This window comes from Paenibacillus sp. SEL1 (assembly GCF_054602535.1).
In genome coordinates this window covers 2322762-2342781 of the sequence record NZ_CM137723.1, presented here as the reverse complement: position 1 = coordinate 2342781, position 20020 = coordinate 2322762, and the positions used below count along the sequence as shown (strand labels likewise).

At 47.7% G+C, this 20020-nt stretch carries 20 protein-coding genes; 5 read left to right on the top strand and 15 right to left on the bottom strand.

Going from position 1 to position 20020, the window contains the following annotated elements:
• Positions 1-41 precede the first annotated feature (41 nt).
• The 4 genes from ACYCSE_RS10700 to ACYCSE_RS10685 all read right to left on the bottom strand — a co-directional run bounded on the left by ACYCSE_RS10700 (position 42) and on the right by ACYCSE_RS10685 (position 4964).
• Positions 42-1517, bottom strand: a complete 1476-nt coding sequence (locus ACYCSE_RS10700; RefSeq protein ID WP_459702217.1) for a glycoside hydrolase family 32 protein — start codon at positions 1515-1517, stop codon at positions 42-44.
• Positions 1518-1698: 181 nt separating this feature from the next.
• The gene (locus tag ACYCSE_RS10695) at positions 1699-2721 is read right to left on the bottom strand and encodes a LacI family DNA-binding transcriptional regulator (protein ID WP_069292049.1); all 1023 of its coding nucleotides are present in this window, start codon (positions 2719-2721) and stop codon (positions 1699-1701) included.
• A 172-nt stretch (positions 2722-2893) separates the two neighbouring features.
• A complete protein-coding gene (locus ACYCSE_RS10690) occupies positions 2894-3736 on the bottom strand; it encodes an aldo/keto reductase (protein WP_322174105.1) in 843 nt (280 codons plus the stop codon).
• Positions 3737-3767: 31 nt separating this feature from the next.
• On the bottom strand, positions 3768-4964 hold the full coding sequence (locus ACYCSE_RS10685; protein ID WP_061830747.1) for an MFS transporter: 1197 nt from the start codon (positions 4962-4964) through the stop codon (positions 3768-3770).
• A 188-nt stretch (positions 4965-5152) separates the two neighbouring features.
• On the opposite strand from ACYCSE_RS10685, the gene ACYCSE_RS10680 reads away from it, so the two are divergent.
• Positions 5153-5518: a winged helix-turn-helix transcriptional regulator gene (locus tag ACYCSE_RS10680; protein ID WP_069292048.1), complete on the top strand. Its 366-nt coding sequence runs from the start codon at positions 5153-5155 to the stop codon at positions 5516-5518.
• Between the two features lie 78 nt (positions 5519-5596).
• Here the strand turns inward: ACYCSE_RS10680 and adhP are convergent, their stop codons facing one another.
• Positions 5597-6613: an alcohol dehydrogenase AdhP gene (gene adhP / locus ACYCSE_RS10675; protein ID WP_250259850.1), complete on the bottom strand. Its 1017-nt coding sequence runs from the start codon at positions 6611-6613 to the stop codon at positions 5597-5599.
• A gap of 224 nt (positions 6614-6837) precedes the next feature.
• On the opposite strand from adhP, the gene ACYCSE_RS10670 reads away from it, so the two are divergent.
• Entirely contained in the window at positions 6838-7677 is an 840-nt protein-coding gene (locus ACYCSE_RS10670; protein ID WP_459702216.1) for a carbonic anhydrase, read from the top strand.
• A gap of 111 nt (positions 7678-7788) precedes the next feature.
• On the opposite strand, the gene ACYCSE_RS10665 is transcribed toward ACYCSE_RS10670, so the two are convergent.
• Positions 7789-9075, bottom strand: coding sequence for a Gfo/Idh/MocA family protein (locus ACYCSE_RS10665; protein WP_459702215.1), 1287 nt, complete (start codon positions 9073-9075; stop codon positions 7789-7791).
• Between the two features lie 138 nt (positions 9076-9213).
• Between ACYCSE_RS10665 and ACYCSE_RS10660 the strand changes: the two genes are divergently transcribed.
• Positions 9214-10050 (top strand): helix-turn-helix transcriptional regulator, encoded by an 837-nt coding sequence (locus tag ACYCSE_RS10660; protein WP_459702214.1) that lies wholly within the window; start codon positions 9214-9216, stop codon positions 10048-10050.
• 10 nt (positions 10051-10060) lie between these two features.
• Here the strand turns inward: ACYCSE_RS10660 and ACYCSE_RS10655 are convergent, their stop codons facing one another.
• The 4 genes from ACYCSE_RS10655 to ACYCSE_RS10640 form a co-directional block, all read right to left on the bottom strand.
• Positions 10061-10891, bottom strand: a complete 831-nt coding sequence (locus tag ACYCSE_RS10655; RefSeq protein ID WP_013308340.1) for a carbohydrate ABC transporter permease — start codon at positions 10889-10891, stop codon at positions 10061-10063.
• Positions 10881-11753: a carbohydrate ABC transporter permease gene (locus ACYCSE_RS10650; protein WP_061830759.1), complete on the bottom strand. Its 873-nt coding sequence runs from the start codon at positions 11751-11753 to the stop codon at positions 10881-10883. The genes ACYCSE_RS10655 and ACYCSE_RS10650 overlap by 11 nt, the downstream gene beginning before the upstream one ends.
• A 38-nt stretch (positions 11754-11791) precedes the next feature.
• Positions 11792-13090 (bottom strand): ABC transporter substrate-binding protein, encoded by a 1299-nt coding sequence (locus ACYCSE_RS10645; protein ID WP_459702213.1) that lies wholly within the window; start codon positions 13088-13090, stop codon positions 11792-11794.
• A gap of 248 nt (positions 13091-13338) precedes the next feature.
• Positions 13339-13896: a GNAT family N-acetyltransferase gene (locus ACYCSE_RS10640; RefSeq protein ID WP_459702212.1), complete on the bottom strand. Its 558-nt coding sequence runs from the start codon at positions 13894-13896 to the stop codon at positions 13339-13341.
• Between the two features lie 165 nt (positions 13897-14061).
• Here ACYCSE_RS10640 and ACYCSE_RS10635 point away from each other — a divergent pair, with 165 nt between their 5' ends.
• Both ACYCSE_RS10635 and ACYCSE_RS10630 read left to right on the top strand, forming a co-directional pair.
• Positions 14062-14937, top strand: coding sequence for a hypothetical protein (locus tag ACYCSE_RS10635; protein ID WP_414126438.1), 876 nt, complete (start codon positions 14062-14064; stop codon positions 14935-14937).
• Positions 14930-15544 (top strand): hypothetical protein, encoded by a 615-nt coding sequence (locus tag ACYCSE_RS10630; RefSeq protein WP_235306960.1) that lies wholly within the window; start codon positions 14930-14932, stop codon positions 15542-15544. Before ACYCSE_RS10635 ends, ACYCSE_RS10630 begins: the two co-directional genes overlap by 8 nt.
• Positions 15545-15615: 71 nt before the next feature.
• On the opposite strand, the gene ACYCSE_RS10625 is transcribed toward ACYCSE_RS10630, so the two are convergent.
• Genes ACYCSE_RS10625 through ACYCSE_RS10605 form a run of 5 tightly spaced genes read right to left on the bottom strand, consistent with a single transcriptional unit; the run spans position 15616 to position 19973 of the window.
• Positions 15616-16071, bottom strand: a complete 456-nt coding sequence (locus tag ACYCSE_RS10625) for a hypothetical protein (protein ID WP_452565993.1) — start codon at positions 16069-16071, stop codon at positions 15616-15618.
• Positions 16072-16120: 49 nt separating this feature from the next.
• A complete protein-coding gene (locus tag ACYCSE_RS10620) occupies positions 16121-17089 on the bottom strand; it encodes an ATP-binding cassette domain-containing protein (RefSeq protein ID WP_459702211.1) in 969 nt (322 codons plus the stop codon).
• Positions 17076-18113, bottom strand: a complete 1038-nt coding sequence (locus ACYCSE_RS10615) for an ABC transporter ATP-binding protein (protein ID WP_459702210.1) — start codon at positions 18111-18113, stop codon at positions 17076-17078. Before ACYCSE_RS10615 ends, ACYCSE_RS10620 begins: the two co-directional genes overlap by 14 nt.
• 59 nt (positions 18114-18172) lie before the next feature.
• Entirely contained in the window at positions 18173-19018 is an 846-nt protein-coding gene (locus ACYCSE_RS10610) for an ABC transporter permease (RefSeq protein ID WP_069290853.1), read from the bottom strand.
• A gap of 4 nt (positions 19019-19022) precedes the next feature.
• Positions 19023-19973: an ABC transporter permease gene (locus ACYCSE_RS10605; protein WP_459702209.1), complete on the bottom strand. Its 951-nt coding sequence runs from the start codon at positions 19971-19973 to the stop codon at positions 19023-19025.
• Positions 19974-20020 lie beyond the last annotated feature (47 nt).

The following is a 20020-nucleotide window of genomic DNA, read 5'->3' as shown; positions in this document are numbered from 1 at the left end:
TATGTTTGATGATTAACGAACCACTTGATGTTTTAGCCTACTCATGTAAAATCCCATTTTACCGCCTGGAAGAGAGCCTCTCCCTTGTCGGCAAAAAAGCGTATTTCGTCACTCTCTGGATGCGGAAAAATACGACTGGTGAACACCTCTTCCCCATCATTGACGAAAATCTCAACTGAAGACGCATCTACAAACAAATGTAGTTTGATATGATCCTTATCCCATGAACACTGCCGTACCTCACCATACGAAGTGGCTACAGGCTCACCTGATTGCGAACGGTCCAATACAAGTTTGCGACTGACGGCATTATATTTAATCACCGTCTTCTCAGTCTCACTCGCACGGAATTCAATACCAAACACCTTAGTGCTCAAAAGATCTACCTCACAAATCAGCTCATAGGCCGTACCTGTAAATCCTTCATAGGTTTTGCTCTCTGAGAATAACGTGTCAGCTACCCGATCCTCACGATTTCTACGCAGCGTAGTCAGCTCAGGGATCGGCCGCTGCAAGAGTTTGCCCTCATGAAGCGTAAGCTCCCTTGGTAATGTCAGACAATGAGCCCATCCGTTCGGATCTGTGGGATATTCGATATCCGGCAGGCCCATCCATGCCACCATAATACGCCGCCCCTGTGGGTCAATCATCGTCTGTGGCGCATAGAAGTCAAAGCCTCTATCGAGCTCGTGGAATGCACCGTGCTCCAGTGTTCTTGTTCCGGTATCCAACAGCTTGCCGATTACATAGCCCGATTGATAAATATTGCGATTTTCATCCCCAGAAGGCTCCAAGCCCTGAGGAGAAAAGATCAAGACTCCCGCTTCGTTCAGTTCAAAATAATCTGGACATTCCCACATGTAGCCAAACGACTCCAGGCCTGTGCACAATTCTCCCTCAAACTCCCACGTACGAAGGTCAGTTGATCGGTAGAGGACCGCGCAGCCTGTTAAATTCGTTCTCTGGGCACCAATCACACAGTAAAAGCTATCGCCGTCTTTCCATAGCTTGGGATCACGAAAATGGTCTGTATAGCCTTCTGGCACATTGGCAATAACAGGATGCTCCCATTTAGTAATGTGACCGTTCTCATCCATAACAGCCATGCATTGATAAGGATGTCTAATCCAGTTTTCGTCTCGTGTATTCCCTGTATACATCATGTGTAACTTACCCTCATGCTCCAGTGCGCTGCCGGAATAAGCCCCATGCGAATCAAAATAGTCCCCCGGTGCGATCCCAATGCCCGCACTATTCCATGTGACCAAATCTCTGGATTTCAGATGATACCAGTATTTCATCCCATGATCCGTTCCGAGCGGAAACCACTGATAAAACAAGTGGTATTCACCTTGGTAATAAGAAAATCCATTGGGGTCATTGAGCAAACCGGTCGGTGGCTGGATATGAAACGCCTGCCGCCAGTGACATTGCTCCACTTTCTCTTCCAAGCCGGCTATTTCACCGGGCTCTGCCTGCTCGATCATTCGATACTTTTGTTCTCTTGTCATTTTCATAGTTGTACCTCATTTTATTAAAACTTCTCTTCAGGAACCGGTTCCAAATTAATGAAAAAAATATTTAATCGGAACCGGTTCCTATACGATTAAAAAAAATGCTCATCCATGGATTTGCAACCGATTCCATTTGTGCTCGAATGCTATGGAACCGGTTTCGTAGAAATTATAATCCACTTGTTCAGCGTTTGTCAACGCTTTCTCTTTCGATAAGAGAATAATTCATGACCGTCACTTTTTCTACCGATTTATGTTCTACCAGCCGCATAATATTTTGCGCTGCTACACGTCCAGCCTCCATATACGGATATTGAACGGTTGTCAGGGCAGGGTGAATGACCTCCGTAATATCGTATCCCCCAAAGCCAGTTACCGACAAATCCAACGGGATGACAATCCCTCTGGAATAAGCCGCATTGATTACGCCCAGCGCGATATTATCCGTAGCACACACCATTAACGACGGCTTGAAATGGTCCAAAATGGCGGATGCAGCAATCCGTGCATCGGACATTTTAAATCCGGTCTCATAGTATCTGATATCATACCCTGCTGCTCGCATCGCATCGTCCGTATGAGACTCAGCAGGCACTGCATCGCGAACAGCCTGCCTAAAGCCCTCCTTGCGCTGCACACCGACGGCAACATCCTTTTCAGTAACACCAACGTAGGCAATTTCGCGGTGTCCCTGTGACAAAACGTACGTGCCGATATCATATCCTGCACGATAGTCATCATGGATAAGACTATGAAGCTGCTCGTGCTGCTGGCCCACCAGCAACACCGGAATACCAATGTCACGAATCGCGGCCAGATGGTCGTCTGTAATTTGAGCAGCCAGCAAAATGATGCCCGAAATCTTTTGTCTTCCCAGCTCATAAATGGCTTCGATTTCACGCTGTACATCCTGGCTCGTATTAGAGATCAGCATCTGATAATGCTGAGAACGCAGTTCCTCATCAATCCCCATCAGCGTATGAGATGTCGCAAAAGAATCCAGACGCGGCACAACGGTGCCGATGATGTTGGTCCGCTTCGCCTTAAGACTCTGGGCAAAGGCATTGGGCACATAGCCCGTGGCTTTAACCACTTTTTCAATTTTTCGTTTCGTATCCACGCTGACAGACCCGCCGTTCAAAAAACGGGATACCGTGCTCTTGGATACGCCAGCCATTTGGGCTATATCTGCAATCGTCTTATTCATGAAGTCCCCCGGTGATTTTTCGTATTCACAAGCTTCCAAAACGTCTCTTTTCATATAACCCTATAATACCATATGGCGGGATTGGATTGCTGTAGCCCCAGACCCATCATGCACAAACAAAACGCCGTCCCTTCAGTGAAGAAGGAAACGGCGTCTCATGATGAACGTAATTTTAAAAATCAAAGTTATCCGGATCTGGACCTACCCGAAGATCGGCATTTAACGCCTGAATTCGATCCATATCCTCGCGCGTCAGTTCGAAGTCAAAAATGTCGGCATTTTCGACGATCCGATGCGCCTTGGTAGACTTGGGAATGGTGACAACTCCCTGCTGCACATCCCAGCGTAAAATCACTTGCGCCACCGATTTGCCGTACTTGGTCGCTATGTCTTGCAGTACCGGATGATCGAGCAATTGGCCTTGCATTAACGGAGACCAGGCTTCCATTTGAATGTCGTTCTTTTGACAGAATTGCAACAGCTCGGCTTGGGTTAATTGTGGATGGAATTCCACCTGATTGATCATGGGCTTGATTTCAGCATTCTTCATGAGATCTTCCAAATGATGAATCTGGAAGTTGCTGACTCCAATTGCCTTAATCCGTCCTTCTTTATACAAGGATTCCAACGCTCTCCAAGCTTCTTTATACTTTCCTTGAACTGGCCAATGAATCAGATATAGATCCAGATATTCCAGACCCAGCTTGTCCAGACTGGCTTCATAAGCTGCTCGTGTCTCTTCATAGCCTAAATCTGCATTCCACACTTTGGACGTGACGAACAGTTCTTCTCTGGACAGATTATTTTCCTGAAGGGCTTCCTGAATAGCCTGCCCTACACTGCTTTCGTTCGCATAGATTGCAGCTGTATCTATACTGCGGTAGCCATGCTTTACAGCAGCCTTTATAGCATCGACCAGCTCCGAACCTTCTTCCACTTTAAATACCCCGATGCCAAACCAAGGCATGCGAACTCCGTTGTTTAACAATGTTGTGCTTTGTAAGTTTTGTGTCATTTTGAATCTTCCTCTCTATTTTTTAAAAGCTTTAACCTGTAATGGGGGTTGTATCCCTTTTTTCGAGCATACGACTCCAGCCTGTGAGCAAAACCGCAACGAAAACCATAATGCTCCCGATCCATGCCGTATGAATGAGACCGAGTGAATCCGTTACAATCCCGCCTACATAAGCTCCGATGGCTATCCCTGCGTTGAAAGCTGCAATATTAACAGCAGAGGCAACATCGACAGCTTTGGGTGCAAACCGTTCGGCTAACATGACGACATATACCTGTAGCCCGGGCACGTTCATAAACGCAAGCAATCCCATAAAGAAGATCGTAATCAGTCCTGCCGTTTTAAAAGGTGCCGTGAACAACAGGAGAAACAGGATCACTGCTTGAATCAGAAACATGTAAAACAAAGCTGAAAGCGGCTTGCGGTTTGCTGCTTTTCCGCCAATAACATTCCCGATGGCAATCGCAATTCCATACAGCAAAAGTATAAACGTTACCGTACTTTGCTGAAATCCGGTTATGTCGTGAAGTAATGGAGATAAATAAGTAAATACCACAAATGTGCCTCCATACCCCAAAGCTGTAATGATAAATGCGAGTAGCAAGCGACCATTGGTAACCAGTTTGACCTGCTCGCGGAAAGGAGTCTTGTTCCCTTTGCGCAGCGTAGATGGCAGCAGAATCAGATTGGCGATGAGTGCCACTACACCGACGACCACAATCGCCATAAATGCTGCCCGCCAACCCCATTGCTGCCCAATGTAGGTACCCAAAGGTACGCCTGTAACCGTGGCTACGGTCAACCCGGAGAACATAATGGAAATCGCACTCGCTCGCCGATCATCCGGCACAAGATCGGCCGCGATGGTGGAACCGATGGACATGAACACCCCATGAGCGAACGCCGAGATCACACGTGCAATCAGCAGCAAGGCAATTCCGCTAGAGACCGCAGCGAGGCTGTTGCCTGCAATAAATATAATCATGATCCACAGCAGCAACGTTTTACGGGGAACACTTGATGTTAATGAGGTCAAGACAGGTGCCCCGATGGTGACCCCTAATGCATACAGCGTTACAGTTAGTGCAGACATCGTTACAGATATGTGCAAGTCTTCAGCAATCAGGGGAAGCAGTCCCACGCTGATGAACTCAGTTGTCCCAATCGCAAAGGCGCTTACGGCTAGAGCCAGTAATGGCCAGATACTTCGTTTTGATTCTGGCGACATGTTTTTCACTCCTATCTATAGAAATCTTCGACCAGCAGATGTTATTATGAGTTATTCAAGCAAATATGAACAGTACGTACTTTTTAGTGATATAGGTACTAAAAAGTACCCTAAAATAAAGTTCTTTTTAATTAAAACAGGCTGTTAAGGTATGTATAACAGAAGCGATACACATGGGGGGATCGGCATTGGGGAAGAAAAAATACAATATCTCTGTTGAGGCGACGTTAGAGGTGATCGGGGGGAAATGGAAATGCGTCATTCTGTGTCATTTGACACATGGAAAGATGCGGACAAGCGAATTAAAACGGATGATGCCTTCCATAACACAAAAAATGCTGACTCAGCAGCTTCGTGAATTAGAGGAAGACGGCATTGTCAATCGGATTAGCTATAATCAGGTTCCACCCAAGGTGGAGTACGAGCTTAGTGAATATGGATGTAGTCTGAAAGGCATTTTAGATTCTCTTTGTGCTTGGGGAGAAAGACATATTATTAAAGAATACGGGGATAAATCTGCGGTTTTGGAAGATAACATTCTGAATAATTTGTAAAGCCAAAAAGAGCGCCTGCAATACATCAGCAGGCGCTTTCTCTCTCCGAATTCCAAGGGTTACGAATTGGACATCATTTTAATTTGTGAAATCAATGACCATGCGTCCTTGGATTTTGCCCTGCTCCATCTCCTCGAAGATCTCATTAATGTCTTCGAGCGGACGTTTTTGTACAAGAGGGACAACTTTACCTTCTGCAGCGAACTGGAACGCTTCTTTAAGGTCTTCACGTGTGCCGACCAAGGAGCCAATAACTTGAATGCCGTCCAGAACCAGACGTGGAATGTCCAGATCCATCTTATCGGTTGGGAGACCTACAGCTACGACACGCGCGCCGGCCTTCACAACGTCGATGGCCTGGTTGAAAGGTGTTTTGGCAACAGCAGTAACCACGGTTGCATCCAAACCAGCACCGTCTGTTAACTCCTTAGCTCGAGCGACCGGATCTTCTTTCATGCTGTTAACGATATAGTCAGCACCAATTTGTTTGGCCAGTTCTAGTTTTTCATCACTGATGTCAAAGGCTACAACTTTAGCATTGAATACATTTTTGGCGTATTGCACAGCCAGGTTACCCAAGCCACCAATGCCGAAGATACCGATCCATTGTCCTGGTTTGACTTCACTTACTTTAACTGCTTTATATGTGGTAACCCCTGCGCAAGTTACACTACTTGCAGCGGCAGGATCAAGACTATCTGGTACTTTGACCGCGTAGTCAGCTGTGACAATACATTGCTCTGCCATTGCACCGTCTACCGTATATCCGGCATTTTTAACTTCACGACACAGCGTTTCCCGCCCGGTTAGGCAATATTCGCAGTGACCGCAGCTTTGGAACATCCAGGCAATACTTACGCGATCACCAATCTTAAGACTGGTTACTCCTTCACCTAATTCAATGACTTTCCCAATACCTTCATGCCCCAGAACTCTGCCTGTGACATCACCAAAATCTGCATTTTTTACATGTAAATCTGTGTGGCAAACTCCGCAATACTCGACTTGGACTAACGCTTCCCCATGCTTCAGGGAGCGTAAAGGTTTCTCTTCTACACTGACTTTCTTGTCTTTTGTAACAATTGCTGCTTTCATGTAGATCTCTCCTTTAAATAATATGGAATTATTTTGTAATGCACACTCCATTATTATAGTAACTTTTGCCCGAAAAGGACAAACATAAATCTAACTTACTAACTTAAAACTATTTAATCGAAAAATGCTTCTTTCTAAGTCCTTGGACCCTTGTAGGAACTTTGTACAATAATTTACAATGTAAAAAGTTTCACATACTCTATTTGGAAGAAGGATAAAGAAACATGAAAAAAAACTGGAAAGGTTGCCTGTTCAGCATATTTGCCATTATCTTGGTTGTGTCAGTAACAGGATGCAATTCACAGCCCGCCATTTCTAGTACCACCAGCACTTCATCCTCATCAGCTACCAACGCTCATGCGGTTGTTCAAAAAGGCCCGCACTGGTCTTATGAAGGAGATCAGGGACCGGAGCATTGGGGAGAGCTGGAAAAAGATTTTGTTGCTTGTGGTAACGGCCACGAACAATCTCCTGTCAATATAGAGCATACCCATTTGGAAGCATCGCAAACGCAGCAACCGCTGCAAGTTCATTACACTAATACGAAAGCATCCATTTTGAATAATGGGCACACTGTGCAAATCAATGTTGCCGATGCCAGCAATAGCATCATGCTGGACGGTACTAAATTCACTTTAAAGCAGTTTCATTTTCATCACCCGAGCGAACACCAAATAGATGGTAAAAATGCTGAAATGGAGCTTCATTTTGTCCATCAAAGCGACAACGGAAACACAGCTGTCTTAGGAGTCCTTATCCAAAGTGGCAAAGAAAACAAGGCTTTCAACCGCATTTGGTCCAAACTACCGAAGGATAATTCCCAAGAAGCGGCGGCTCTAGATGAAGAAATAGATCTCGCTGCGCTGCTGCCAAAAGACCTGCACTCCGTTCGCTACAACGGATCGCTGACTACCCCGCCATGCACAGAACATGTAAATTGGACAGTGCTGGAGCAGCCTATTGAAATGTCCGCAGACCAAATCAACCAGTTTGCTGCCATTTTCCCCGATAACCATCGTCCTGTACAACAACTGGGAACCCGGGAACTGACTGCCGATAAATAATAAAATAAAGTGCCGTAAGATGTAAGGTGCATTCTATATATAAATACAACCGAAAAGCCCCCTCTATTCATCTAGTTAGAGGGGGCTTTTCGGTATTACATTTACTGCTCATTACAAGCGCACCAGTTCCTCCACCTTCACCGGTTGACCTGTACGCATAGAACGGTTGGCGGCAATGCCTGTTAAAATGGACCATGCACCGTCAATATGTGAGGCCGCACGATGAAACCGATCCTCTGCCGGCTTATCGAAAATATCACGCAGCATGACTGGATCTCCTCCGCCATGACCACCCTGGCCTTCCTCCACTTCGACCTCATAAGGTGCTGCAAAGTGGGGATAGATGGTGATGGTCTTCTCTTTTAGCGCACCCTCATCTGCCTTGCTGCCACCGGAATTAACATAGGATTGCTCGGATACCCGAACCTCCATCCGTCCCTTCGTGCCGTTAAATACGATGATAAAGCCCTCCCAAGGCATGTAAGCATTCAGCGAATAGTTCATTACCGTCTTGTTCTGATACTTCACCATGACACTCAGCGTATCTTCAATGCTGATATTGTCGCCAAATACGCTTTGATCCCGCACATAACCATCCTCATGCTCAGCATCCAGATACATGCTTTTTAGATGCTCGTTACGGTCCAGGTGTAGCGCAAAGGGGTCATTTTCCGCTGCCTTGCTGCCGTAAGCCCGTTGATAAAACTCCGTCACGCCACGCTGCTCCGCATTTTCTCGTCCGTAAAATTTCAGATCCCCCATCGCATACACCGTCTCCGGTTTCGAGCCAAGCCAGAAGTTCATCAGATCAAAATGATGCGTCGATTTATGCACCAGCAGACCGCCGCTATTGCGCTTGTCCCGGTGCCACCGACGGAAATAATCCGCGCCATGCTGTGTATTCAGCAGCCATTCGAAATTGACTGACAGCACCTCTCCGAGCGTTCCGTCCATGATCAGCTCACGGATTTTCGTATTATGCGGCGCATAGCGGTAGTTAAAGGTGACGCGTAGCTTCCGTCCCGTGCGGTCTATGGTATCCAAAATGTCTTGGCATTTATCTTCATCCACCGTCATCGGCTTCTCAGAAATGACATCACAGCCCAGCTCCATCGCCCGGATAATATACCGATGATGTACCCGGTCAATGGTCGTGACAATGACGATATCCGGCTGCGTCTCCGCGATCATCCGATCAAACTCGTGAGCTTTATAGGTCGGAATCGGCTCATGCTCGTATTTCTCCTGCAGCAGCCGATTGGCATAATCCATTCTCGCCTGATTGACGTCACAGAACGCGATCAGCTCCGAGGTATCTTTGAAAACGGTAACAACTTCACCGTAAAAAAATTCGGCTCTTCCTCCGGTACCCACAAGTGCATATTTGATTTTAGCCAATTGGTTCACACCCTTTACATGAATTGCTTTTATTTTATAGTATAAGAAAGAGCAAAATCTTCGCTTTTATTATGATTTTTCCCGTAAAATATACATATATTATCCTTATGTATTCTTTCACTAAAGGAGACTATCGATATGATCGCTACACCCCGTTTTGCCATCGAGCAAGCGTTGCGGAAAGTGCCATTCAGCATGTCCGCCGACCATGTCCACCAAGCGCACGAAATCTATTATTTGCTGGCAGGAGAGCGCTACTACTACATTAATCAGCGGGTATATGCGCTCCAGAAGGGCGATCTGATTTGGATCAGCAAACATGATTTTCACCGTACGAGTAACAAGGGTAGCGGTAGCCATGAACGGATTTTGATTAACTTTGATGAAGAATTTGCAGCCTCGTCAATGACCGTCTCTCCCTCCAGCGATCAGAACCAGCTTCTTCTGCCAGAGAAAAGCTTTCTGCTTCGCCCCTCCGCGGAAGAACAATGCGAGCTGGAACACCTATTCCGGCAAATGCTAGATGAATACCACCAAGAACATGCCTACCGCCAGCTATATCTCCAGAGCTTGCTACTCCAGCTCCTTATCCGCATCCGGCGCATACAATCGGCCACTGCCGATACCATTGCACCGGTACGTAGCGAAAAGCAGCAGCGCGTGTACTCGGTCATCGCATACCTGCATGCTCATTATGACGAGAGCCTGTCGCTAGATCGGCTGGCTGAGCATTTTTATATTAGCAGCACGTATTTATGCCGTATTTTCAAGCAGACAACAGGTTTTACCTTAGTAGAATATCTTCAGGATGTGCGGGTCCAGCAGGCTCGGGCGTATTTAAGAGAAACAAGCTGGAAAGTGACTTCCATTGCTGAAAAAACGGGTTTTGACAGCATCGCTCACTTTGGTCGTGTATTCAAGCACCTTACCGGGCACACCCCACTACAGTACCGAAAAAAATACAAAAAGGAGTAGAGAGATGCCCCTACCCCTTAATTCCCGTCAAGGTGATGCCTTCAATAATTTGCTTTTGGGCAATGATGTAGACGATTAGCACCGGGACGACAGAAATGGTGGTACCCGCCATCATCAGTGACCAATCGGCGGTATATAACCCTTTGAAATTGTTAAGTAAAAGCGGAACCGTGAATTTCTCCGGTGTATTGAGATAGATAAGCGGATCAAGAAAGCTGTTCCAGGCACCCAAAAAGGTGAAAATCCCTATTGCCGCCAATGCCGGACGAATGAGTGGCAGGATGACGCTCCAGTAAATACGAATGTAGCCCGCCCCATCCATTACCGCCGCTTCCTCTAGATCGCGTGGGATACCCATGACGAACTGGCGGAGCAGAAACACTGCGAATGCATTAAACAAGGCTCCAGGTACGATCAGCGACCAATGTGTATCCAGCCAACCGATGCGATCCATCACCAAATATAACGGAATCATCGTCACCTGCTTGGGCACCATCATCGTAGCGAGGAACAAGATAAACAGTATGTTCGAGCCCGGAAATCGGATTTTAGCAAAAGCATACGCCGCCATAGACGCGCTAATCAGTGTCGCTGTCACGATGATCACCGTAATGTAAAAGCTGTTCATATACGCCTGCACGAAGGGCATTGCCTCCAGCGATGCCGGATAGTTGCTCCATACGAACGGATCAGGAATCCATTGAGGTGGGACGACGAAAATTTGAGAAATATCCTTCAGGGAACTGAGAACAGTCCACAGGAATGGAAAAAACATGACTAAAGAGCCGACAGCGAGCAGCACATGGCGCAGGAATACCCTACCTCTGGAACTAATCTCCATAGTGCACCCACCTCTTTTGCATTTTAAATTGCAGCAGTGTAAATACGAGAATGATCACGAACAAAATCATTGCTGCCGCAGCACTTTCTCCCATCGTGAAGTCAATGAACGCCTGATCATAAATGTGGTACACCAGCGTATAGCTTGCTTTGGCTGGCCCTCCATTCGTCATGACAAACGCCTGATCGAACACCTGAAAAGAACTGATGACCATCATGATGGTCACAAAAAAGGTCGTTGGTGACAACAGCGGCAATGTAATATACCTTAGCTGCTGGAACTTGCTGGCCCCGTCAATTTCGGCTGCCTCGTAATAGCTTTTGGAGATACCCTGGAGTCCTGCCAGAAAAATGACCATATTATATCCAAGTCCCAGCCATATGCTCAAAAGCGCAATCGACGGAATCACCCACTGCGTATCGGTAAGCCACATCGGGCCTGTAATCCCAATCGCTCGCAGCAGATGATTTAAAATGCCAAATTCGCCGTTCAGTATCCACATCCAGATGACACCAACCGATACCGAACTGGTTACGACAGGCATGAAAAAGAACAAGCGATAAATTTCCTTGCCCTTCACTTTGTTGAGCACGATGGCTACGAGCAGAGCCAATATAATCCCCGCCGGGATGACCAACACCATATAGTACATCGTATTGATGAGTGCCTTCCAAAAATCAGGATCAGATAATTGGCCTTTGAAATTGTCCAAGCCGACAAACAAGGGGACGCCAAATCCATCCCAGTTTACAAAGCTTAAGTAAAGCGCATATAGCAACGGCAACAGCGAAAAACATAACAGACCCAAAAACTGGGGGCCAATAAATAGATAGCCCCACAGCGCTTGATGCTTTTTCTGCATCTTGTCACCTTCCTCCCCGGTCACGGCCCATCCCGTGCCTACTTGACCGCCTTGGATATGATCTGATTCAACTTTTCAATGGTTGCCGCAGCATCCTGCTTGCCCAGGAACATCAGGTCGATGGTTTCCGTGATATCCGAGTTCAGCCCTGGCACCTGAGCATCATAGGCCAGTGCAGATCCATGAGCATGCCCTATGTTACGTCCTTCGGTCAAATAGCTTGAATGCTCAATTGTCGCCTTTTTCATAATGCTCTCATCTGCGGCAGCAAGCGTACCCATGGCATTCCCACCTTCAACCAGCCGGGCCTCCTGCCCCTTCACAGAGACGTAGAATGCTGCCAACTTCATGGCCTCTTGCACATGCGGACTATTTTTGTTTACAGCTACATAGGCAACCGGAATGGCAACGGGCTCATTCTTACCGGTATTGGATGGCCAGTAGATATAATCGAAGTCGAGGCTTTTATTTTGGCTAAACAAGGGTTCCAGCCATCTTCCCGCCGCCAGCATACCGACTTGATTGGACATGAACATCGCGTCAGCCCCTTGCCCTTTGGGAAGCGAGCCGAGATATACCGCATTTCCCTTTTTCACCATATCGTACATAAAACCGAAGGCTTCCTTGCCCTTTTCATTGTGGTCCAGCACATATTTGCCTTGTTCATCAAAGATCTGACCGCCATTCGACCACACCCATGAATACCAGTGAGCCCACCAGTTTTCCGCAATATAACCCTGCTTTCCGGCTGCCTTCAGCTTGGATGTAACCTCTTCAAAGGCGTCCCAATTCCACTTGCCTTCGTCATAGTATTCTTGCGGCGTCTTCACGCCTGCTTCCTTAAATACCTTTTTGTTGTAATACATGACCATTGGGTTTGAGTCGGGAGTGACCCCATAAATTTCCCCATCACGCTTTGCCGGTCCCCACAATCCTTCCGGAAAATCCTCAGCCTTCACATCACTCGCATCACTTTTTAAAAACTCACCCAAAGGCTGTACCTGCTTCGCCCCGATCAAACGCGCAATCGTCGGTTCATACGAATAAAACACATCCGGTCCGCGACTTCCCTGAAGCTGTGTCAACAGCTTTTGCTCATATTGGTCTCCCGGTACAGGCACCAGCTTAACCTCGATATTTGGGTTTTCCTTTTCAAATGCATCCAGCGCCCGCTGATACACCTTCACCTCCGCAGGATTACCCCAAGCCTGCATCGTAAGTCGCACTTTTTGCCCTTCTGTCTCCTCTATTTTGGGAGAGGTACTGCATGCCGCTGCAAGTAAAAACAGAACGCTGAGGAAAAATCCAATCTTTATCCAGCTCATGTAATTGTCCACCTTAACCGCCTCCTGTAGCTTCGCATGGTTGTATGTCATCCTTCTTTTGAAGCGCTTACAAAACTTTCCCTATCATCATATGTAGGAGGGGGAGGCGCGATATCCCCATTTTCATTTTTATATAAATTTTTTTCTTTTGGGGGCTCTGATATGACAGTGACCAAGAGAAAGTAAAGGGCTATACAGCAAAAAAGAAGAATGCAGATCACCTGCTTCCTTCTTTCGTTTTCTTCAGTAGATTCCGTTTTCTATGACTTTATTAGCATCTTTTCAAAAATATTATAGCCGTTCGTTTCGCCTATATACGTATAACCGCATTGTCTGTAAAACTCGCTAAGCTTGTCATTGCCCGCAATACAGTCTAAACGGATTCGATCCTTGCCTGTGAAGTGGATGCCTCGTTCAATCCATTGCATCAGCTCACGGCCTAGCCCCTTCCCGGTGCTATCGCGATCCACAACCAAACGATGCAGATATACTGAGGTTCCTCCCTCAGAATCCGTTTCGTCTAGTCCCCACAACTTACGGTCCCATGCACTGGGTTGCTGCTGCAAGATCACTGCGCCTGCCAGGCTATGATCCTCTGATGCTCGGAAAATAACCACTTCTCGGCGTGCAATAGCGCCGCCTAGGTTATGATCATCTTTTCCTTTTAGTAAGCGTCCCCATTGCGTAGAGCCTTTGCTGTGCAGCCATCTGGCCGTCTTTAAAATTAACTCCTGAACCTGCTCCTGATCTTCAGTGTTTGCCTGAAAAGCCATTAATCCTGGTTTGACGGATGATTCGACAATATTCATTGATGTCATGCTGCACCTCAACTCTCAAATTTTCCTTATGTATAAAATATAGCATAAAAAATGAGCGTCTGATGATCTGGCAGAGCGTAAAAAATATGAATACTACTATACTCTTATCGGTCATTTATGGTGAAAAATGTAACCTTTCTAATCATTTCAACCGATGATATCCGTATGAGAACAGTTGGAAAGGTTGTGAATGAGGTGCCAAGCCGTAATCCATATCTCCTCAAAAAGATATTTGGCATAAACAGAGAACGTATACTCATCTTCGCGCTGCTGCTGATCCCCGCTATCGCTGCCTTTATTGGAACAAGGCCTATGCCTGCGCAGTATATTTTGCAGGGAGAAATGCATCCGGTCAAAGATCTTGGCGTTCAGGGAAGCGTGTTTTTTGCGTCTGTGCAAACGGGTATTGCTAACAATCTCCTGGAGCGTTGGAATGTATATTCCAGTGAAAATGTATCTGGGGGAGCGATTAAATTTGAACCTCTTGCCCCTGATGAAGTGGACTCTTATTTGAAGGACCTTACAGAGACGGACACGCTAAAATATTCTGCCATGCAAGCCGTACATGCAGCGACGGAATTAAGCGTAGACAGCGACACAGCTGGGGCTACGGCGACTTTCTCGAATCTTAACAAATTGGAGGATGCTCGCTATGCGGAGCTATTGACTCATTTGCAGGATCTTTCGGGAAATTCCTTGGGTCTGATGACAGGTATCGGACTGTATGAGGAAGCCAATAATATCGACTTTTCAGATGGCGGACGTCACAAAATCGCAGGCTCTGGCACGATGGAAGAATACGGAGATGTCGGATCGGTCGGTGGGCTGGAGCAAAAGCTGCTGGGAGCCGAGGCGGCAAAGGTTGATCTATTCTTCGTACCGGCAGATTATGAATGGTACGGTGAGGAAGGCAACGAAGCAGAGGCTGCCCGAGTTCAAAAGGAGCATGGACTCAAGTTACGCATTATCCCCGTAGAAACACTGGAGGATGCTATCGTGTATTTGAAGCAACTAGATTGGGAGGAAGTACATCTTGAATGATCCAGATTCCAAAGCATTCCCATCCAAGACAGCTGGCAGCGTACATCAAGCCTTACTAGCAGTGGGCACTATAGGCGAATTTATCATCCTTATTTTTACATTAGTGTATATCTACGCAAATGATTTTTATTATGATCATCTATACGAGCTGGAGCAAAAATTTACAGTTTTTAGCTTTGTGCTGTACTACTTGTGTTTTGTAACCTATCTGATCTGGCTAGTTCAAGTACATAAAGCCATCCGGCAAAAGCATTCCGATTATCCGATTCGTACCGTGGGAGCCATTGCTCGCATGATTCCTTTTATTAACTTGTGGGGATTCTCTAATACATTCACCCATATTTATAGGTACTTTGCGCTCCACCCCGAATTGGAGCGCAAAGCCCGTTATATTCAAAAGATGATTGTTCCGCTATATTTTGTCTGGTTTGGTGAAGGAATTATTAATCGGATTCTTATCCGACACTTTTCCGATATGGAATCGATGTCCATGTTGTTGGGAGCTATAATGCAAACCGCCAGAATGGCCTGCTTTTACTGCATGACACGGGTTATTCACAATAGTCTGGTTATGCTGAATAAAAAAGATGAAGAAGGATTGCATTAAAAAAAACGAGCTGGCCTTCACGGTCGGCTCGTTTCCATTTCTGGTGAATGGTGTTACTCCATCCCCATGATTTAATTCGTCTGTGAAGCAGGCACAATTCGGTATAATCCTGAAGTCTCGCCCGCCGCGGGACGTACTTCCTGGATGAACCATCCTAACGACAGCACTCTCTCCAGCCGATCATACTCAGCCTTCGTCAGTTCGGATGTAACGGCTTCGCTTCCTTCCTCCAGTGACAGCTCAGGCTCCCGCCCGAACGCAACGGCAATCCACGAACGAATGCCCCGGATCGTATTGTACTTGATCTGATATCCATCCGTTACCGCGCTGACAAACACTTCCGGCTCTTGGGACGCCAGCCCGGTGACAAGCTCTGTATAATCAAAATCGGATGGTCCGTCCGTTGGCAGCTCATTTTGCTGCACCCGACGGATTAATTCCTCTTGGGACCAGCCTAAAGAGCGTAATGATTCCAGCAAGAGCGCGTCCCATTGGGAAATACGTACTCTTTTCGTCGATTCAGTCATCGTTTTTTACCTCCTTTGGGTCATGCACATCATACAACCGCTCTTAACCCTAAAGGTTAACCGGGTATGCTACATAATGGCCGGGACTGATTTCTCTCAGCTCGGTTGCACTGTTGTTATCCTTGTCCCATACTAATGAACCGTCTGGTTGGGCCAAGCCTCCTCCCAGTCCCCCTTGCTCTCCGACCGCTCTCGGATCAGGCACAGGGATGGAGGATAGCAGCGCCTGCGTGTAGGGGTGAGCGGGCTGCTCATACAGTTCATCTGCATCGGCTACTTCTACCAGTCGCCCATGGTACATCACACCGATTCGGTCTGAAATATGTCGCACCATCGACAAGTCATGGGCGATGAACAGATACGTCAGCCCGAACTCCTGCTGGAGATCCTCCAGCGTGTTAATGACCTGCGCCTGAATGGACACATCCAGTGCCGAAATCGGCTCGTCACAGACGATGAACTCGGGGTTCACGGAGAGAGCACGGGCGATGGAAATCCGCTGGCGCTGCCCGCCGCTGAACTCGTGCGAGTAGCGATACAGATGTTCCCGCTTCAGCCCTACCTTCTCAAGCAAAGCCACTACAGCATCCTTACGCTCACTGCCCTGATGCAGTCTGTGAATATCCATCGGCTCACCGATCAGGTCAAGCACGTTCATACCCGGATTAAGAGAGGAATATGGGTCCTGAAAAATGCTCTGAATGCGCCGACGCAGCGGCTTGAGCTGTTTATCGTTCAGCTTGGAAATATCCTGACCGTCAAAGCGTACCGTACCTTCTGTATAATCGTATAATCGCGTCAGACAGCGTCCAACCGTTGATTTCCCACTACCTGACTCACCGACCAGTCCGAACGTCTCGCCACGCTTGATTTGGAAGCTCACGCCATCCACCGCCTTGAGCACCTCAGAGCTACGCCCTAACAAATCCTTTGCGGTCACAAAATGCTTCTTAAGCTGGTGTACCTCCACCAAGGGCTGTTGCTCACCCAATACATCTTTTGTTTCACTCACCGTCATTCCCTCCTTCCGCGTGGCCCGCTTTCGGCGTCTCGTAGACTCCGGCAGGCACTGCGTCCGGCTCGTTCAACCAGCAGGCTGCTCGCTGATCCGGGCGCAGCTCCACCATCGGTGGCCGCTCCACACAGCGGGCAAACGCATGCGGGCACCGTTCCATGAACGGACAGCCTGATGGCGGGTTCAGCAGGTCTGGCGGCGTGCCCTCAATCGGCACCAGCCGCTCGCGAAAGCCGTTCGTGCGTTGGGGCACAGAACGCAGCAGGCCCTGCGTATACGGGTGGCCCGGACGATAAAAGATATCGTCCACGCGTCCCTCCTCCATCACCATGCCGCCGTACATGACGATGACACGGCTACACACCTGGGCGACGACGCCCAGATCATGGGTGATCAGAGCAATGGACATGTCGGATTGCTGCTTTAGCGTCTTGAGCAACTCCAAGATTTGTGCCTGAATCGTTACGTCCAGTGCTGTAGTCGGCTCATCTGCAATCAGCAGCTCCGGGCTGCACGAGAGCGCCATGGCAATCATCACCCGCTGGCGCATCCCGCCGCTGAATTGATGCGGGTATTGGTTCATTCGGCGCTCCGGCTCGGTAATGCCTACTTGTCGCAGCAGTTCTACAGCTGCTTGCGTAGCCGCTTCCTTGCTCAGTCCTTGATGTCTGCGAATCACCTCAACCAGGTGATAGCCAACCTTTTTGACCGGATTCAGCGAGGTCATCGGGTCCTGAAAAACCATTGCAATCTGGTTTCCGCGTATTTTACGCCATTGCTTTTCCGTCAGAGCGGTCAGGCTTTGTCCCCGGTAACGGATATCGCCGTTCAGCCGCTTGCCGGGTGGGGCAATCATCGACATGATCGCTTTCGCTGTAACACTTTTGCCGCTGCCGGATTCTCCTACGATTCCTACCGTTTCTCCAGCATCAATATGAAAACTAACCCCTCGAACTGCCTGATTTTCCCCTTCACGAGTGAAAAAGGAGACCTCCAGCTGTTCGACGGACAGTAGATGTTCTGTCATTGTGTTTTCGCTCCTTCCCATCGCTCCTGGAGCCATTTGTAATGGATCTGTGCTATGAATCATCGTTTTACTAATTTGGGTTCAAAGCCTACACGCAGCACATCCCCCAAAACATTAAAGCTCAACACAGTCAGTAAAATAAGTAGACCCGGGAATAATGCCATATATGGGGCCTGTGCAATATATCCTTGGGCATTATTCAGCATACTGCCCCATGTAGCGTTCGGCAGCTGAACACCAAAGCCGAGGAAGCTCAGTGACGATTCCATCATAATCGCTGAAGCGATATTGTTCGTCGCCCCTACGATAATTACCGGAATCAGATTCGGTACGATATGCTTCATAATAATACCCAACGTACTTTGTCCCGAAGCTTTGGCGTATAGTACATACTCCCGTTCGCGCAACGTCATTGTCTCTGCACGAACCACACGGGCAATGTTCATCCACATGAGCAGTGCTATAATGACAATGATATTGCCGACGCCCGGCTTCAAAAACACACTCAGCAGCAAAATAACCAAGAAAGACGGAATTGACATGATCAGCTCCAAAACCCGCATAAGCAGATTGTCGATCCATCCTCCAAAATACCCGCTCACAATCCCTACCACTGCACCAATACTGGTCGCAATAATCATGGACGCGAAGCCTACCAGCAATGATACACGTCCGCCGTACAGTGCTCTTGTAAAATAGTCCCGCCCATAATCATCCGTCCCAAACCAGTGTGCCGCTCCCGGTGGTTGGAGACGCTCCAGCACATTCAACTTATTCGGGTCCTGCGGCGATAAAAATGCGAAAATCGCCCCCAGCGAGAATACGATCAATAGTATGAGGGCGACGGCGCCCATTTTGCTCGTCATCAGCTCGATCCCGATGTTGCGCCATTTGCTCCGATTCATGAATTCACCTCGTTGATTTAATTCTCGGGTCCGCGATGCTATACAAGATATCTGCAAGCAGATTACCCAGGATCAGCAGCAGAGCGGAAAATAAAGTAATCCCCATGATGACGGGATAATCCATCCCTTTTACCGCCGTCATGCCCAGCGAGCCAATGCCCGGCCAGGAAAATACCGTCTCCGTCACAATGGCTCCAGCCACCAGGTCCGCAACCGACATTCCGAGCAGCGTAATGATGGGCAACAGCACATGCTTAAGCACATGTCGAAACAAAACCAGTCTTTTTCCAGATCCGAACGCGTATTGAATCTGCACATACTCTTCCTTGAGCTGCGTAATCGTGCTGGAACGGATGTACCTCACATACACAGACAGAAAGCCGAAGGCCAGTACAAAACATGGTAAAATCCCATGCTTGATTACATCTAGCACCGAGTCCGTACCGATGGTACGCATTCCTGTACTCGGAAGCCAATGCAGATAAATCGCAAATAAATAAATAAGTAAAATACCGAGCCAAAATAGCGGAACAGAAATTCCGATGTACGACATCAGATTAATGAGCTTGTCGATCCAGCGATTCCGATTAGCCGCAGCCGTCAAACCGAGTGGAATTGCAATCAGCACAGCCAGTATGATGGAGGCGCCCATCAACCCGGCTGTAGCCGACAGACGATCGAGAATCTGATCCAGCACAGGCTGGTGATTAATTAGCGAGTAGCCGAGATCACCCGTCAGGCTCTTTTTAAGCCATAATATGTACTGCACATAAGCAGGCTGGTCCAGCCCCAAGCTATGCCTCATTCGTTCAATGTCTTCCAGATGCATATTCGGTGTAACAAAAGAGAGAACCGGATCACCTGGAGCCAGCTTGATCAAGCCGAAGCAGACGATGGACACAAAAAATAGCATCGGTATAACTTGCAGCAACCTTCTGGCGATGAGTTGTCTCATACGTTTCCCTTCCCCTTGCTGTTTTCGAAAAAAATAAGCTGGTTAGC

Excerpts from the sequence above, each read along its gene's own strand:
- ACYCSE_RS10700 (WP_459702217.1), bottom strand. The coding sequence starts at position 1,517 with ATGAAAATGACAAGAGAACAAAAGTATCGAATGATCGAGCAGGCAGAG.
- ACYCSE_RS10695 (WP_069292049.1), bottom strand. The coding sequence starts at position 2,721 with ATGAATAAGACGATTGCAGATATAGCCCAAATGGCTGGCGTATCCAAG.
- ACYCSE_RS10690 (WP_322174105.1), bottom strand. The coding sequence starts at position 3,736 with ATGACACAAAACTTACAAAGCACAACATTGTTAAACAACGGAGTTCGC.
- ACYCSE_RS10685 (WP_061830747.1), bottom strand. The coding sequence starts at position 4,964 with ATGTCGCCAGAATCAAAACGAAGTATCTGGCCATTACTGGCTCTAGCC.
- adhP (WP_250259850.1), bottom strand. The coding sequence starts at position 6,613 with ATGAAAGCAGCAATTGTTACAAAAGACAAGAAAGTCAGTGTAGAAGAG.
- ACYCSE_RS10670 (WP_459702216.1), top strand. The coding sequence starts at position 6,838 with ATGAAAAAAAACTGGAAAGGTTGCCTGTTCAGCATATTTGCCATTATC.
- ACYCSE_RS10660 (WP_459702214.1), top strand. The coding sequence starts at position 9,214 with ATGATCGCTACACCCCGTTTTGCCATCGAGCAAGCGTTGCGGAAAGTG.
- ACYCSE_RS10655 (WP_013308340.1), bottom strand. The coding sequence starts at position 10,891 with ATGGAGATTAGTTCCAGAGGTAGGGTATTCCTGCGCCATGTGCTGCTC.
- ACYCSE_RS10650 (WP_061830759.1), bottom strand. The coding sequence starts at position 11,753 with ATGCAGAAAAAGCATCAAGCGCTGTGGGGCTATCTATTTATTGGCCCC.
- ACYCSE_RS10640 (WP_459702212.1), bottom strand. The coding sequence starts at position 13,896 with ATGACATCAATGAATATTGTCGAATCATCCGTCAAACCAGGATTAATG.
- ACYCSE_RS10635 (WP_414126438.1), top strand. The coding sequence starts at position 14,062 with ATGAGAACAGTTGGAAAGGTTGTGAATGAGGTGCCAAGCCGTAATCCA.
- ACYCSE_RS10625 (WP_452565993.1), bottom strand. The coding sequence starts at position 16,071 with ATGACTGAATCGACGAAAAGAGTACGTATTTCCCAATGGGACGCGCTC.
- ACYCSE_RS10620 (WP_459702211.1), bottom strand. The coding sequence starts at position 17,089 with ATGACGGTGAGTGAAACAAAAGATGTATTGGGTGAGCAACAGCCCTTG.
- ACYCSE_RS10615 (WP_459702210.1), bottom strand. The coding sequence starts at position 18,113 with ATGACAGAACATCTACTGTCCGTCGAACAGCTGGAGGTCTCCTTTTTC.
- ACYCSE_RS10610 (WP_069290853.1), bottom strand. The coding sequence starts at position 19,018 with ATGAATCGGAGCAAATGGCGCAACATCGGGATCGAGCTGATGACGAGC.
- ACYCSE_RS10605 (WP_459702209.1), bottom strand. The coding sequence starts at position 19,973 with ATGAGACAACTCATCGCCAGAAGGTTGCTGCAAGTTATACCGATGCTA.